This window comes from Hoyosella sp. YIM 151337, assembly GCF_026041215.1.
Classification (GTDB): domain Bacteria; phylum Actinomycetota; class Actinomycetes; order Mycobacteriales; family Mycobacteriaceae; genus Hoyosella.
The window spans coordinates 23,123-37,572 of sequence record NZ_JAPEIQ010000013.1 but is presented as its reverse complement, the minus strand read 5'-3'; the positions used below and the strand labels follow the sequence as shown (position 1 = coordinate 37,572).

At 62.2% G+C, this 14,450-nt stretch carries 16 protein-coding genes; 8 read left to right on the top strand and 8 right to left on the bottom strand.

From position 1 onward, the window contains the following. Window positions 1-17: 17 nt before the first annotated feature. The 5 genes from mimD to ONR57_RS06260 all read right to left on the bottom strand — a co-directional run bounded on the left by mimD (window position 18) and on the right by ONR57_RS06260 (window position 4,952). Window positions 18-359, bottom strand: a complete 342-nt coding sequence (gene mimD / locus ONR57_RS06280; RefSeq protein WP_265122235.1) for a propane 2-monooxygenase effector subunit MimD — start codon at window positions 357-359, stop codon at window positions 18-20. After that, a complete protein-coding gene (locus tag ONR57_RS06275) occupies window positions 356-1,462 on the bottom strand; it encodes an aromatic/alkene monooxygenase hydroxylase subunit beta (protein WP_265122234.1) in 1,107 nt (368 codons plus the stop codon). The genes mimD and ONR57_RS06275 overlap by 4 nt, the downstream gene beginning before the upstream one ends. A gap of 53 nt (window positions 1,463-1,515) precedes the next feature. Continuing rightward, window positions 1,516-2,559 carry an FAD-binding oxidoreductase gene (locus ONR57_RS06270; RefSeq protein WP_265122233.1) on the bottom strand — a complete coding sequence of 348 codons (1,044 nt, stop codon included), beginning with the start codon at window positions 2,557-2,559 and terminating at the stop codon, window positions 1,516-1,518. Between the two features lie 89 nt (window positions 2,560-2,648). Then, entirely contained in the window at window positions 2,649-4,280 is a 1,632-nt protein-coding gene (locus ONR57_RS06265) for an aromatic/alkene/methane monooxygenase hydroxylase/oxygenase subunit alpha (protein ID WP_265122232.1), read from the bottom strand. Window positions 4,281-4,406: 126 nt separating this feature from the next. Beyond that, window positions 4,407-4,952: an MliC family protein gene (locus ONR57_RS06260; RefSeq protein ID WP_265122231.1), complete on the bottom strand. Its 546-nt coding sequence runs from the start codon at window positions 4,950-4,952 to the stop codon at window positions 4,407-4,409. A 127-nt stretch (window positions 4,953-5,079) separates the two neighbouring features. On the opposite strand from ONR57_RS06260, the gene ONR57_RS06255 reads away from it, so the two are divergent. Genes ONR57_RS06255 through ONR57_RS06245 form a run of 3 tightly spaced genes read left to right on the top strand, consistent with a single transcriptional unit; the run spans window position 5,080 to window position 7,393 of the window. Continuing rightward, window positions 5,080-6,255 (top strand): LLM class flavin-dependent oxidoreductase, encoded by a 1,176-nt coding sequence (locus tag ONR57_RS06255; protein WP_265122230.1) that lies wholly within the window; start codon window positions 5,080-5,082, stop codon window positions 6,253-6,255. Then, on the top strand, window positions 6,255-6,707 hold the full coding sequence (locus tag ONR57_RS06250) for a MarR family winged helix-turn-helix transcriptional regulator (RefSeq protein WP_265122229.1): 453 nt from the start codon (window positions 6,255-6,257) through the stop codon (window positions 6,705-6,707). Before ONR57_RS06255 ends, ONR57_RS06250 begins: the two co-directional genes overlap by 1 nt. Continuing rightward, window positions 6,704-7,393 (top strand): CE1759 family FMN reductase, encoded by a 690-nt coding sequence (locus tag ONR57_RS06245; RefSeq protein WP_265122228.1) that lies wholly within the window; start codon window positions 6,704-6,706, stop codon window positions 7,391-7,393. The genes ONR57_RS06250 and ONR57_RS06245 overlap by 4 nt, the downstream gene beginning before the upstream one ends. A gap of 19 nt (window positions 7,394-7,412) precedes the next feature. On the opposite strand, the gene ONR57_RS06240 is transcribed toward ONR57_RS06245, so the two are convergent. Then, window positions 7,413-8,045, bottom strand: a complete 633-nt coding sequence (locus ONR57_RS06240) for a LysE family translocator (protein ID WP_265122227.1) — start codon at window positions 8,043-8,045, stop codon at window positions 7,413-7,415. A gap of 112 nt (window positions 8,046-8,157) precedes the next feature. Here ONR57_RS06240 and ONR57_RS06235 point away from each other — a divergent pair, with 112 nt between their 5' ends. Further along, the gene (locus ONR57_RS06235; RefSeq protein ID WP_265122226.1) at window positions 8,158-8,610 is read left to right on the top strand and encodes an Lrp/AsnC family transcriptional regulator; all 453 of its coding nucleotides are present in this window, start codon (window positions 8,158-8,160) and stop codon (window positions 8,608-8,610) included. Window positions 8,611-8,865: 255 nt separating this feature from the next. Further along, window positions 8,866-9,621: a maleylpyruvate isomerase N-terminal domain-containing protein gene (locus ONR57_RS06230; protein ID WP_308198658.1), complete on the top strand. Its 756-nt coding sequence runs from the start codon at window positions 8,866-8,868 to the stop codon at window positions 9,619-9,621. A gap of 32 nt (window positions 9,622-9,653) precedes the next feature. Here the strand turns inward: ONR57_RS06230 and ONR57_RS06225 are convergent, their stop codons facing one another. Beyond that, window positions 9,654-11,054 (bottom strand): GntR family transcriptional regulator, encoded by a 1,401-nt coding sequence (locus ONR57_RS06225; protein ID WP_265122224.1) that lies wholly within the window; start codon window positions 11,052-11,054, stop codon window positions 9,654-9,656. Window positions 11,055-11,139: 85 nt separating this feature from the next. Here ONR57_RS06225 and ONR57_RS06220 point away from each other — a divergent pair, with 85 nt between their 5' ends. Together ONR57_RS06220 and ONR57_RS06215 are read left to right on the top strand one after the other, a co-directional pair. Then, window positions 11,140-12,003 (top strand): hypothetical protein, encoded by an 864-nt coding sequence (locus ONR57_RS06220; protein WP_265122223.1) that lies wholly within the window; start codon window positions 11,140-11,142, stop codon window positions 12,001-12,003. 58 nt (window positions 12,004-12,061) lie between these two features. Continuing rightward, window positions 12,062-12,841, top strand: a complete 780-nt coding sequence (locus ONR57_RS06215) for an enoyl-CoA hydratase-related protein (protein ID WP_265122222.1) — start codon at window positions 12,062-12,064, stop codon at window positions 12,839-12,841. A 36-nt stretch (window positions 12,842-12,877) separates the two neighbouring features. Here ONR57_RS06215 and ONR57_RS06210 read toward each other — a convergent pair whose 3' ends face one another. After that, on the bottom strand, window positions 12,878-13,750 hold the full coding sequence (locus tag ONR57_RS06210) for an alpha/beta fold hydrolase (protein ID WP_265122221.1): 873 nt from the start codon (window positions 13,748-13,750) through the stop codon (window positions 12,878-12,880). Window positions 13,751-13,803: 53 nt separating this feature from the next. Here ONR57_RS06210 and ONR57_RS06205 point away from each other — a divergent pair, with 53 nt between their 5' ends. Next, window positions 13,804-14,214 carry a MerR family transcriptional regulator gene (locus tag ONR57_RS06205; protein WP_265122220.1) on the top strand — a complete coding sequence of 137 codons (411 nt, stop codon included), beginning with the start codon at window positions 13,804-13,806 and terminating at the stop codon, window positions 14,212-14,214. The last annotated feature ends 236 nt before the right edge of the window (window positions 14,215-14,450 follow it).

The following is a 14,450-nucleotide window of genomic DNA, read 5'->3' as shown; positions in this document are numbered from 1 at the left end:
GGCCTCCTGGTTGTTGGTCAGTGGACGGTCAGGTCGAAGCCGATGTACTCGGCTGCATCCTCGGGGCTGGCGAAGAGCATCGTCTTGTCGTCGAGGTGCACCATGCGTCCGTAGTGCGTAGAGCTGATTTCTTCGAAGATGGAACCGTCGAATTCACTGCCGAGGGCATCGGTGAGTTCGTCGTAGTTGAACTCGAGGAGTTTGACACCGTCCACGCGGATCATCGAGGGATATTCAGTCAGCTCCACACCCTGTTTCGCGCCCATCACATCAGCGACGACGCGGCCGATAGGGGTGTTCATCAGCGTGACGCCACACATGTTCGAAAACTCAGTGGACGAACCGAATTGCATGCTCACTTGTCCAGCTCCTCAGGAATGTCAAGCCCGATTTCTTCGAGCAGGGAACGGAATTTCGACTGTGCCGCGTCGAGGCTCGAGGCAAACGTCACGGCCTTGTCCGCAGGCTGCGACCAGATCGGCTGAAGAGCCCGGGCGGCATCGAGACAGCGCGGTACCCACGTAGCCAGCCATTCGGCGAGAAGCGCCTTGTTGGTGTCGCTGTGCGTCTCGTCGCGAACGAGCAGGCGGAACAGATTTCGTGTGTAGGCGAGGTCACGGTCGTAGTCGTATTCGCCGGTCCCGACGAGTGTGGGGGTGATGTAGTCACCGTTTCGGGCCGCGATCTGCATGACAAGTTCGCTGCGGAAAAGTGAACCCACGAGCTGTTCGAAGACGATGTTGGTGGCGAAAAGCAGCTCGCACCAATCGCTTACCGCGGTGAGTCGTTCGACAACCTCTCTGGTGGGCTGCCACTCGGGGGCGGAGTGCCACACGTCTCGGTGCGCGGAACCGTCGAAGGTACTGACAGCCTCGGAGAGATCGAGGTTGAACAGCGCGAGGTCCTGCGCGAAGCGCATCTTATGCGCCGCATTCACCGCAACAGCGGTATTAATCATGTTCGTGGGCCCGGAACGCTGGATCGAGGTGAAGACGTGGAGTGCGAGGCCATTCTCCGCGTGCATCCAGGCACCGAGATTGCGCTCGATGAATTTCAGCCACGGGCTGTTCCAGCCATCGTATGCGCGAGCACGTTTCGCGTTTTTCAGGCAGAGATCGACCTGGCGCACCACCGCGGAATTATTCCGGTAGATCGTTTGGTCCCACTCCTCGTTCGGATCGAGGAATGCGTGCCAATTCGAGGACTTAGCGACTGTCCAATCCTGCGGGTAGCCGCCGGGGCCGTCGCCGAAGCCGTAGATCCAGCCCTGGGTAAGGTGCCGAGCGGGATCCGGCTGGACGTCGACGGTGACGTCCTCGTAGGTGGTTGCCCGTTTCCGTGCGGGCTTGTAGTAGCTGAAGGTGCGGCTGCGTGAACTGGGGAACTCGAGAGCTCCGGCCTCCGAGTCGGTGAATTCGATGGAGGGAAAGCTGCGTTGCTTGGTCCCGGTGGTTGCGGTCATCTTTTCTCTCAGTTCTTTCGGTGGTGTGGGCTGGGTCCTGGTCTGCTGGAGCGCTAGTCGAAAGCGGGGCTCGTGAACTTGTCGTAGAAGATCTGGTCGTGCGGAGTGTTGCTCTCCTCGAGGAGCTCGAGGGCGGCATCAACCATTGGCGGTGGCCCGCAGAGGTACACCTCGGATTTGCCGAGCGCGGGTTCAAGGCGGCGCACGACGTCGGTGACGTTGCCTTCCTCGACGGTGATCGCACCCTGAACTGGCGGGTGAAGCGACTCCGAGAGACACGCAACAAAGGTGAAGTCCACCAGTCCCTTTCCGAGTTCGAGAATCTCGTCGAGGTAAAAGAGGTCCGGCGGGGTGCGGGCACCGTAGTAGAAGTGCACCCGCCGGGTGTTACCTGTCTCGACCATGTGACGCAGCAGCGAGAGAAGCGGTGCCATCCCTGCGCCGCCGCCAATGAAGACGAGCGGGAGGACGTGGCCATCTTTCAGGGTGAATGACCCGTAAGGGCCGGTGAGAGCGATTTCGTCACCGACAGTAATCCCGTCCTCAAGGAGGGTGGCGAACTTGCCGCCCGGGTACTTCTTGATGAGGAATTCGACCTGATCCGGTGTGGATTGTGTCGTCGCCATGGAGAACGAACGGCGTTCTTCCGTTCCCGGGATTGTCAGCTCTGAGTACTGGCCCGGTTTGAACTCATACACCGCCGGTTCGGCGGGCTGCAGCCGCAGCGACACGATGTCTTTGGTGAGCGGCTCGATAGCGACCACTCTGGTGCGTACGTCTTGGATAGGTATGCCGCTGAGGAGTTCGTCCTCGTCGAAGTTGAGCAGCTCAATCGTGCAGTCGCTGTATGCGGTCGAGCGGCAGAGCAGGACGAGTCCCTCCTCGGTCTCGGATTCGTTGCACGCGAACGTCGAGTAGTTATCCATTTCGATATCGCCGTCGAGGACAAAGGATTTGCAGGCCGAGCACCGGCCCTCCCGGCAGCCGTGCATGAGGTGGATTCCCTGCCGGAACGCGGCATCGAGGATGTACTCGTCCTCGCCGACTTCCATCTCGATGTCGACGGGCTCGAAGTTGATACGGTGCTTATCGGCCACGGGCCATCTCCTGAGCTCAGAAAGAAAGTGGTGTGCTGAAGCGGTGGGGAGCGCCGGCTTGAAGCGCGGCGCCACCCACCGAGCCTGGATCAGGCGGGTACTGCGCCTGCGCGGTAGGCGGCTACGTGCGCCTCACGTTCCGCATCAGACATCTCGTTCAGCAACACGTTCGGGCTGTTGAACGTGTTACCCCGGACGTCATCGAGGGTCCAGAGCTTTTTCGGATCGTCGAGCTGCAGGTGCGGCTGCCCGATGAGAGTTTTGCCGTCGTCGCGGACATAACCAAGGTCCTGCACGATGTCGGCGAGGTCCTTCCCGTGGTGCAGCGTTTCCCATTCGCGGAAGCCGGTGAGCCGTCCCATGTTCGGCGTCGGGCGGCCCTCGTACTCGCCCCGGAAAGCCACCGCGTCTGTCCAGTGGCATGTTTCGGAGCAATAGGTGCGCCACTGATCGTCGACCTTGTCAACAATCATGTCCTCGCGGACGAGGGCAGGGACCATGCAGGTCCAGCACCGGTGCGGATATTGGTAGCCGACTTCCTCGAATGCGATCGGCTTGTTCCGGCCAGGGTAGGCGAGCCGGTTGTAGGCCTCCCACCACTTTCCGAACTTCGAGTACCACCCTGGGTACTTCTCTTCGAACCACTCGAAGTCAGCGTCGGTCATCGCGTCGATGCGCCAATAGTTGACCGGCCAGCCCGTTGCGAAGAACCGCGCCACCTCGTGAACGTAATGCTTGTCGACGATCCGCTTCCAGGCTTCTTCGACCAGATCATGCGGGATGGTGAGACCGTACTTCTCGAGCGGCAGCAGGTAGCTGCGGTAGTAGTCGTCATAGATCCAGCGCCGCCACATTTCGGCGTAGCTTTCACGATCCTTCCGGCGGTCCTTCGTGCCGTACTCGATAAACGTTCCGATCGCGGCGTCCACAACGCAGTGGTTGTTCCACCACGCGTACCGGAGGTCACGCTCGAGGAGTGGCCGGTTGCGCTCGTCGGCGAGCGCCATCAAGAGAATCGAGTAGCCGTTGGAAATATGGCGTGACTCGTCGGACTGTACGGAGTGGAACACGGTGGGCAGCAGGTAGTCACCGTTCGCGGCGGCTTCGTCAGGCATAGCCACGAACAGGGTGTTGGTGAAGGCCGTCTCCGCGACGACTGTGAGGTAGATATTCGCGGCTGTGATCGCGTCACCGGTGATGAAGCCCTCGCCGAACTGACGGCCAATGGTGCCCGCGTAGTTGTTCGCGAAGGCCTTCTCAGTGATATCGAACCCTGCCGGATCGATATAGTTGTTCATGTAGAGCTTTTTGAGGTTCATCTGGATCGTGGAGTGGCGAACCTCGTCGATCATCTGAACGGCAAGACCGTTGTGAATCTCGGGGTTGGGCACTGCGTCGATGGCCATCGGCATCGCGCGTGCGGCGGAGATCTCCGGGAACGGGATGATCGATAGGAACAGTTTTTGCCATTCAAGCCAGCGCTGCTGGACCTGACGGAACATATTGCCACGGATAGCGCCGTCCATGGCCCCGTAGACGCGGTTGTCCTTCTCTTCTTCCATCGGGAAGTAGGACCGCATGATCTGCTTGAGAGGGTCCTTCTTGGGGGCCTTCTCGAATGTGTAGTCCGTACCGAACCGCGTCGCTGGGGTGGCGAACGTGGGCTCCCACGAGAGTTCGGTGATCTTCGCATGCGCCTTGGTCAGGCTCTGCCTACTCAATGGATGCGCCTCCTTGGTCGGGAGCTGGACTGGACTGCCAGCTCGTGGGGGACGGTGCGATTCGATACAACACCGTGAGGCACACCCCATCCGTCTCAGTATGAGACGCGGATCACAGAGAGGCTCCTAGGCCACCTCGCACACGACAGTGTCACCGTGGTAGTCAAACGTCGCTTCGCCCTGGTGTTCCCAGAAAGAAACACCGTCTCGGCCGTAGCGCGCGCCGCTGCCGGACATTTCGATGAAGAGAATCATTTGCTCACCGTCCCAGGTGAACACGCCTGCCTGGGGGTCGATATCGTTGTAGTACTGCGCGGTGAGTTCTTTGTCGTCAGGACAGGTGTAGCGGGCGTCTATTGGCGCGGCAGTCGCGGGGTCGGCGATCTGGAGTTCGACGAGCCTGGTCATGCTGGATTCTCGCTCACAGCGCGCGGGGTCGTCTTCCTCTGCGCATGCTTCACGCTGCGTCTGCCATTCGATCTGCGACGCCTCGAGAGCTTCCCGATCTGCTCCGGGGGCGTTGAGCGCGCGCTCGTATTCAGTGTTTACCCGCTCATCGAGATCGGCGGTCGCCGGAGCGGCGGTGGGGGTGGTATTTGGATCGGAGTCAGGTGCCGTCGTCGCGCAGGCGGTCGCAAGCATTCCGATCAGGAGGAGTGCGAGGCGTTTCATCATCGAATTTTACTGCCGGCGCTTCACGGTAGCGCCTGTTTTGGGCGTATTCGGAGATCGGGAATAGGTACGGATTAGCGCGAGTTAGAATAGATGCAAATGCATGAATCGAGGACGGGAGTCCACTATGCACTTCGGAGTGTTTTCAGTCAGCGACATCACTCGCGACCCGGTGTCCGGCTATACCCCCAGCGAAGCTGAGCGCATCGGCGCGGTGGTGAAGATCGCGCAGAAAGCCGACGAAGTGGGGCTCGACGTTTTCGCGATTGGCGAGCACCACAACCCGCCATTCTTCTCGTCTTCACCAACGACCCTTCTCGCGCACATCGCCGCCCTGACGAAACACCTCATCGTCACCACGGCCACAACCCTCATTACGACGAACGACCCGGTGAAGATCGCCGAGGACTACGCAATGCTCCAGCACCTAGCACAGGGCCGTATGGACCTCATGCTGGGCCGTGGCAACACTGCACCGGTCTATCCCTGGTTTGGCCAAGACATCCGTCAGGGCCTCCCGCTCGCGCTCGAAAACTACAACCTGCTGCATCGGCTGTGGCGTGAAGACGTGGTCGATTGGGAGGGCAACTTCCGGACGCCGCTGCAGGGCTTCACCTCGACGCCACGCCCATTGGACGACGTTCCCCCGTTTGTCTGGCACGGGTCGATCCGCACTCCGGAGATCGCCGAGCAAGCCGCGTACTACGGCAACGGGTTCTTCGCCAACCACATCTTCTGGCCCACAGAACATTCGAAGCGGCTTATTGACTTCTACCGGCAGCGCTTCGAGCACTACGGGCACGGGACCGCCAAGCAGGCAATCGTCGGTCTCGGTGGGCAGGCATTCATCGCGAAGAAATCGCAGGACGCGTGGAAGCAGTTCCGGCCGTACTTCAACGAGGCACCCGTCTACGGTCATGGTCCGTCACTCGAAGAGTTCAGCGAGATGACGCCACTTTCAGTGGGCAGTCCACAAGAGGTGATCGACAAGACCCTCACCTTCCACGACCACATCGGTGACTACCAGCGCCAGCTTTTCCTCATCGACCATGCAGGCCTGCCGCTGAACGTGGTGCTCGACCAGCTTGAGTTGCTCGGTGGTGAAGTAGTGCCCGTACTGCGCAGGGAGCTCGCGGCAAGGAAAGATCCCGAAACAGCGTCCCCGCCCACTCACGCGGCGCGCGTGCGGGCAAAGTACGGTGACCGGCCTGCGCGTCAGCCGCGTCCGAACGCCAACCGCGGTGACAACCTCACAGGCACCTCTCCGTACCAGGACAGTTCTCAGCTCACGACTGGCCGCTGATGTCGTCGAGCAGTCGTCGCGCGAACGACGCGTGGGAAGCACTGATGACGGCGCATGCGGTGCTCATGAAGCGATTCGCTGCGCAAGACGTGTGGCAGGGCTACACGATGCGGGAGTACGACGTGCTCTACACACTCTCGAAATGCCCTGCCCCGCTGCGATTGGCAGAGCTCAACGATTACGTGCTGTTAAGCCAGCCCGCGCTATCGCGGATGGTTGACCGGCTCGTTGATCGCGGACTGATCGCACGCTCCCGGGACCCACGCGATGGCCGGGGAGTGCGGCTTTCACTCACCAGTGACGGGCGGGAGGTGCAGCGCCGCATTGGCGGTCGCCACGCCGCTGGTGTCGCGCGTGCCGTGAAAAGCGCGCTCACCGAGGAAGAGATGTGTGAACTGCAAAGACTCTGCGGGAAACTCGCCGCGCAGGAAAGAAAGGCAACACCACTATGACCAGCGGGACTGCACAGCCTTACCGGCTCGTCATCGTCAGCGGCGGCACAAGTGATCCGTCCTCGACACGGTTGCTGGCGGACCGCGTCGCGGCACGTGCCGAAAGCCTCGCCGGAAAGCGGGGCGCAGCTGTCACAACGACGGTCATCGATCTCAGGGAGCTTGCCCAGGAGATCAGCGCAGCCCTCGTTTCCCAGTTGCATGGCCCCAAGATGGAACGCGCGGTGGCTGCGCTCGCTGCGGCCGACGGCATCATCGCCGCTGCACCTGTCTACAAGGCTGCGCCGAGCGGGCTTTTCACGTCGTTCTTCCACGTGCTCGACAACGATCTCCTCATCGCCAAGCCAGTCGTGCTCGCCGCGACTGCCGGGACTAGTCGGCATGCCCTCGTCGTCGATGAACAGATGCGCTCGCTTTTTGCGTTTTTGCGAACCATGACCGCGCCGACCGCGCTCTTCGCGGCGTCGGACGACTGGGGCGACAGTGACTTGAATAAGCGTATCGACCGTGCTGCGCGCGAACTGGTGCTGCTCATGGAGTCTGGTATCGCCCACAAAGTGCGCGACGAGTCGTGGGGCAGTTATCAGCACGAATACGGGAGCGCGGGCGGCACCGAAACGTCCATTGATCTGGACTCCGATTTGATGCGGCTGGCCGCGGGCGGGTCGATCCGCCCGCGGCAGTGAATGTGGGTGCCGGGCCAGATCAGCTCACTAACAGCGCGGCGTGCTCACCTAGCATCACGACACCCAGCGTCAGCATCGCAGCACCTGACAGCTTGGGGAGGGCACGCATCACTCGTGGCCGCGTGAGTGCGGCGGCGCGTGCGCCAAGGCCGACTGCCGTGTAGAACGCGCCGCACGTCGCGATGTACAAGGCGCCCAGGGCCGCGACTTGTGCGGGAACTGGCCAGCTACTGCTGCCGTCGGTGAACTGGGGTAGCAGCGCGAGAAACAAGATGAGGGCCTTGGGGTTGAGGCTGCTTACACCGGCACCGCGCACTGTCCGCGCCCACCAGGGTGCGGACGTCATCGAATCCGGCTGGCCGAGCTGCACTGGCGCCGGCCGCTTGAGGAGGCAGCCGCCCAGATACAGCAGGTAAGCCGCGCCGATGATCGTCAGCACCGTCAGGATCGCAGGTGTGCTCGCCACGAGTGCGCCGACCCCCGCTGCGACGACGCACGTGAGAATCACATATCCGGCCATTAAACCCGCGACCGCCGGGTACACGGTTCGGTCACGCACACCGGCCGCAATCGTGAATGCCCAGTCAGGCCCAGGGAGGGCAATCAGCAGCAGCGCGATCACCCAAAAGCCCGCGACCATACTCATGCTCATTGGCAGAACCTTCCTCCACTCGATGGGACCTCAGCAAAACCTATGCCGAATGGGGAAGAATTGGTTCCTAAGATTCCGCCGCTACCGGCGAGTGTTTGAGAGAATCTTGGCCATGGACGCGGTTGACCGGAAAATCCTTGCGGAGCTCCAGAAAAACGGCCGAATCAGTATCACCGAACTAGCTGCGCGCGTGCGTCTCACCGTGTCACCGACACATCGCCGCCTGCGTGAGCTTGAGGACACTGGCGTCATTCGCGGGTACCGGGCAGTGCTCGAACCCGAAGTGCTGGGCCTGAGATTCGAGGCACTGCTTTTCATCACGATGCGAGAGGCGAACCACGAAACGCTCGTCAGGTTCGAAGAGGCGGCGGCTGCAATCCCCAATGTGCTTGAGGCGCAGCGGCTTTTCGGCGAACCAGACTATCTCGTGCGGGTAGTCAGCGAAGACTTAGCCGCGTATCAGCGGCTCTATGACGAGCAACTCACTCGGTTGCCCGGAGTTCAGCGAGTTGCTTCCACCCTCGTAATGAAACACGTTGTGCGGGAACGTCCGTTGCCGCTCTGAGCTCCTATCCATTGGTGTAGACCGATCGGTATGCGTCGTAGCCCGCAAGGAGCGGCGTACGGCAGCGATGAAGATGTCACTTAGCGTCGGCCGACGCTCTTCAGCCAGAGCTCGATCGCGTTCCTCCTGCTGGTTCGCGACTTCACGGTGACGACACCGCGCAGCGGCGCTGAGGCGCGCCGGAATTTCTGTCGAGCGGACTGGCGCGCGCATCGGCTCGGATTCTGTGCCAGTGCTGGTCTCAGTACTCCGAATATGCCGAAGGTGCACTGGTCCAATGGGCGGTTAGCTGAGGGTTTTCTCGCTAAGTGGCACTGTCGCCTGGAGTGGTGGATCGGTTCGATTGGTGGCATGGCTATCAACCAGGGGAAGGGCGTTGCCAAGCATGCTTGCGCACGCGCGTCTTGTGATGTTTTGCCAATTGACAACTTTCGCGCTGCGGCTGACTACGTCGTAGCACTGACCGAGTGTGTGCCCCAAGGGAAGTGGGACGAGCCTGCACTGGGTTCGTGGACCGTGCGCTCTCTGGTTGGGCATATCAGCCGAGCGATGACCACGGTCGTCGACTACCTCGCTCGATCCACCACCGAGCACGCGGTGTGTTCCGCCGCTGACTACTACCTTCTCGTTGCCGATCAGATCGATCCGCACTCGATCCAGGTACGTGGCGTTCAGGCCGGAGCTGAGCTTGGTGACGATCCGCTGACGTCGCTGACGGCTATTCGCGACCGCGCTGTCAGCGCACTCTCCGGTGTCGAAGACCGGCTCATCCCTACCGCGGTGGGCGGAATGTTGTTGTCAGACTATTTACCGACTCGCACCTTCGAGCTTGCCGTGCACGGCCTGGACTTAGCGCGAGCAACCGGGCAATGCGAATCTCTTCCGGCGGAGGTGACAACCGAAGTGCTGACGCTGGCAGCGACGCTAGCGATGCGGCGCGGGCACGGCGAACTGGTCCTGCTCGCATTAACTGGGCGGTGCAGCCTGCCTGGCGGGTTCACTGTTGTGTGACATCAGAGGCTTGCGGTCTGTCGTGCGAGACCCTACACACTTGCGGCGAGTCGCCGTGTGTAGATTGCCCAGGCTTCGGCAAGTCGGTCCACTGCGAGTTCCAGGGTGGGCTTGTCCGCGGCTGCCGAGATTCTGATGTATTCGCGCAGGCCGCCGTCTGTGACGCACCCTTGCCCGCTGCACACCGTGATTCCGCTGCGAGCAGCGACGTGAGCGAAGGTTGACGCGTCGATAACCGGCAAGCGTACCCACACGCCGTCACCTGCAGTCGGCGACTCGATCTTCCAGCTTGGCAGCACCTCTCCAAGACGCCGAATCAAGTACCGCACGTGCTCGCTGAGGTGCTCGCGGCGCTCGGCAAACCATTGAGGGGTCGCGGCGACGAGCAGGCGTGCGGCGTGCACCTGCGCGCTTGCTGCAGGTCGAGGAATCCGCAGGGCAGCGCCGAGTAGTGACTCCGCGGGTGCGGCTTCCCTGAGCCACCCCACCCCACAACCGGACCAGAACACCCGTCCCAAGTCTCCCATTGCGGTGAACCGTTCGGACAATGCCGACAGGGGCCGGAATTGGGGGTTGTGGACAGCCTCGCACGCCAAGAAGGACAGATCCTCAAGCGCGACGGCGGTGTGGTCCTCGATCGCCGCGGCGATCCGGGGAAACCTTGACGTGGCCGTCGCTCGGCCGACCGGTCCCGCTTCAACCGTGTCGACGAGTACGACCGACGCCGCCGTGCGGCGCAGTGCCCGTCGTAACGCAGCCGGGTCTACACCCCCCGCGTCAGGGTAGAGACACAACGAAGCCGCGGTGTGTTCGCTGAAAACTGACCGCAACGCGGGCCACGCCGGCGTCCCAAGGACAGCTGGCCGTTTGCCTGCGCGGTTCGAGCGGAGAACCACATCGACAACGTCAGCGGTGCTGGTAGTCACGATGATCTGGTCCGCCGTGGTTGGAAGTCCCAGGCGAGTGAGGTGTACTGCTAGTGCTTCCTGCAGCATCGGCAGGCCCCGCCCGGTGATACCCGGACTGTGGTCGACAGGGTCGAACCCCCAATCGATGTCCGGTAAATGTGACGGATCGGAGGGTGCTGCCTGGGATAGGTCGATGACGTCGCCGGGATCGTCTGCGGCCGAATCGATGTGCCGGACGTGTGGCAGGGCGGCGAACGGATTGGACCGGACGAACGTGCCCGAGCCGTGAATGCGCTCGATTGTGCCGCGCTCAGCGAGTATCTCGAATGCGCGCACGACAGTGCCACGGCTGACGCACAAAGCAGCTGCGAGAGTCCGCTCTGCGGGCAAACGCTGACCGTGTGTCAGAGTTCGGGTTTCGATGGCGTGCTCAATATCGGCCACGATCTGCAGGTAACGAGGGAGGTCAGTGTCTCCGTCCGCGCCGAAGACCAGTGTTGTCCACCACGCCGCATCCTGGTCCACTTGATAAAAGTGGCACTGTCCGTCTTCTTCCGCAACCACGATGCTGGTTTCACAGCATGTTCATCAAAGCAGAGAGACGACGAGGATGGCAGAACCGGCAGCGACACTGGCACGGCGCCTGTGGGAAGCGATCGAGCCCCTGCACGCCGCGGCATACTTCTCACCGCACCACCGCCGGGTTTCACTCGATCTCGGCATGAGCGGTTACTGGATGGGCTACTTTGCGGGCCGGGCGGCGCCACTCGGCGCGATGACCGCCGCGCCCGTTGAGTCGATGTTCTTTAGCTTCCCCGCCCGGCGTGTCGCCCGTGCGCTGCCTGAAGCGTGGGTGTGCGCGGATCCTGCGACCGTGCTGCAAGCGCGGCTAGCCACGGCTCGTCTCGTGCTCTCCGAGTACCTGGGCCAGGTCCCTCGCCGCGACCTCGAACAGCTCGCGTCCTACCTTGAGATGGCCGCGGACGGTTGTCATTTCGCAGGCCGGCCACTGGCCGCCGGGTGGTCGCGTGTCACGCGACCCGACGATCTCACCGCGCAAGTGTGGCTCGCTGCGACTGTACTGCGCGAGCACCGAGGTGACGGGCACGTCATCGCCTGCGTGCACGCTGGACTGCGCGGCATCGATGCCGTCGTCGCACACGCCGCCACCGGAACCGTGACCCGCGAGATTATGCAGCACAATCGCGGCTGGACCGACGAAGAGTGGGAGACCTCGGAGCGGCGACTTCGCGCCGGTGGCGTGATCGATGTCAGTGGCCGACTCACCAAGAATGGTGGAGCGCTGCGCCGCAGCATCGAAGACCGCACTGACTTTCTCGCAGCTGACCCGGTCACCGCTGTCGGACAGACGGGAATCGAGGACATCATCGCCATCGCGGCACCGATCAGCCGGCGCCTGTTCGACTCCGGTGCCATACCGCTGCCCAACCCCGTCGGCGTTCCCCGGCCCTGAAGAAACCGCCGGAGAGAGCAATGAAGCCGAAAAGTTCACATCCAGGAAGGACAGCCGCGTGACCATCGACGTCAAGCTGGCCGAAACCACGGCTATTGTCGCCATTGACCGGACCGAAAAGCTCAACGCACTCGACTACAGCACTATCGATGAGCTGTCTGCGTGGCTCGATACCGCATCAACCGACGATTCGATCCGGTCAGTCATCATCACCGGAGCCGGTGACCGTGCATTCAGCGCGGGAGCGGACATCTCTTGCTTGGCAGAAACCATCGGATCGGGAATTCCACGTGCGTTGCAAGACATCGTGTTCCGCGGCCAAGGCCTGACCAAACGAATCGAACAGTTCCCCAAGCCAGTCATCGCCGCGGTCAACGGCCTGGCCTACGGCGGTGGTTGCGAGATTGTCGAGGCCGCTCATCTGGCAGTGGCGGCCGAACATGCCACCTTTGCCAAACCGGAAGTATCACTCGGATTTCCGCCCCCGTTCGGCGGATCCCAACGGTTACCGCGCCACATCGGCCGCAAACGCGCGCTCGAGATGATCCTGACCGGTGACCCCATCGGTGCCCGCCGTGCGTACGAGATCGGCTTGGTCAACCACGTAGTGCCCGCCTCGGAAGTGCTGAAAGCCGCGTCCGATCTGGCTATCCGCGTCGAGCGGCACGCCCCCACGGCGGTACATGCCTGCCTCGCAGCAGTTACCCGCGGCATCAACCTGCCCATCGATGAAGGACTCGGTGTCGAGGCCGCATGGTTCGCTACGACCGTGCCCACCGCGGGAGTCCGGAGGGGGATCGACGAGTTCCTCAACCGTGGGGAAGGGGTCCCCGGTTAGTTCGAGACCGCTGACGGGAGGGGATCCGGCGAGTGGTCACCGCTCTTTACCCCGGACAGCAGTAGCGGCGAGCCAGTCGCTCAGAGCGCGGGAGACACGCAATGGCGTTTCGACGGGCGCAAGGTGCCCAACCCCGTCCAGGGTGATGGCGGGTGGATTCCCGGGGAGCCGGTCTTGCAGTTGAGCTGCCTGGCTGACAGGAATCCACGGGTCTTGCTCACCCCAGCCGATGGCCACTTCGCATCTCACCTGCTGCAGGCGCTGCACGACCGGCTGAGTGTGTTCGGGCCGCAGTGCAGCGATCTGGCGGTAGAAGGCCGGCTGACCCTGCGTCCCCAGCCACGGCTGACTCAGCGCGTCGACCCAATCACGTGACAACTGGCGGTGTGCCGCGCCGGAGATATACTCCTTGACCAGCGCCGTATGGAGCGCGTGGGGGAGTTCCGCGAACACGCTGGCATGTTCGGCAACCAGGCGGAAGAACGGTGAACCCCAGGGATCGAGTGTCACGGCGTCCCAAAGGAACAAGCCCGCGTACTCGCTGTCATGTAGCAGGTGAGCGCCGAGCGCCACGGCTCCTCCTATGTCGTGTGCGATGACGTATGGACTCTCCAAGCGCCACTGCGTGAGTAGCTGCGCGAATCGTGACATCTGGGCGGCGAGATCAATTGGTACTGACGGATCCTTCGTTGATCGACCGTAGCCGGGCATGTCCCACAGGTGCACCCGATAGCGGCTGCTTAAGTGGTGTGCGGCCGCTGCCCACACTTGGGACGACCACGGTGTGCCATGGCAGAACACCACGTCGCCCAGCGGAGCGCTGCGGCGGGGCGTGAGTACGTATGTCGCGACGCTTGCCCCATCGAGGGAGATGTGGACAGGATCCGGCAACTGCGCTGGCGTATTCATGCGATGACGCTAGAACCTCAGGTCGACCTGAGGTCAAGGGCCATAATGGGTTCATGAAGATCAGAGAGGCCGCTCACCGTATCGGTGTGGCGGTGCATGTGCTGAGGCACTGGGACGATGTAGGGGTCGTCGTGCCCGACCGCGCACCGTCAGGCCACCGTGAATATACCGACGAGCACCTCCATCGCCTACGGATCTTGCAGGCTTGCCAGGACGTCGGCATGAGCCTGCCGGAGATCCGGCAGGTGCTGCAGCGCGGGGAACCCGGGCGAACGGGCGCGATCGAGCGGCAACTTCACCGGATCCGAACACAACGAGCGCAACTCGAGGATGCCGAACGATTCCTTGAGCACGTCATTAACTGCAAACACGACCTACTGACGAGATGCGATTCGTGCATGAGATATGCCGAAACCGTCCGTCTGCAGCAAAACAAGCAAGTGACACCGTCAGCCACACCTTGACGTCCTAACGCACCGGCTGGCGTCCAAGATCATATCCACTCAGTCGGCCACCTGAGCGCGGGCTTCCTCGGTCAAACGGGCCCGCGACTTGCACATGCACGTTGCGAGTCGGCAGTTCAATTGAAACGTTCAGGCAAACGCCGTCCTACGTCTTGCCAACGATCATTTGTGAGACACCGGCGCGGAAACCTGTTTCGCGAGCACAGAGGTGTCTCACATTCCGTGTCCGATTCAAT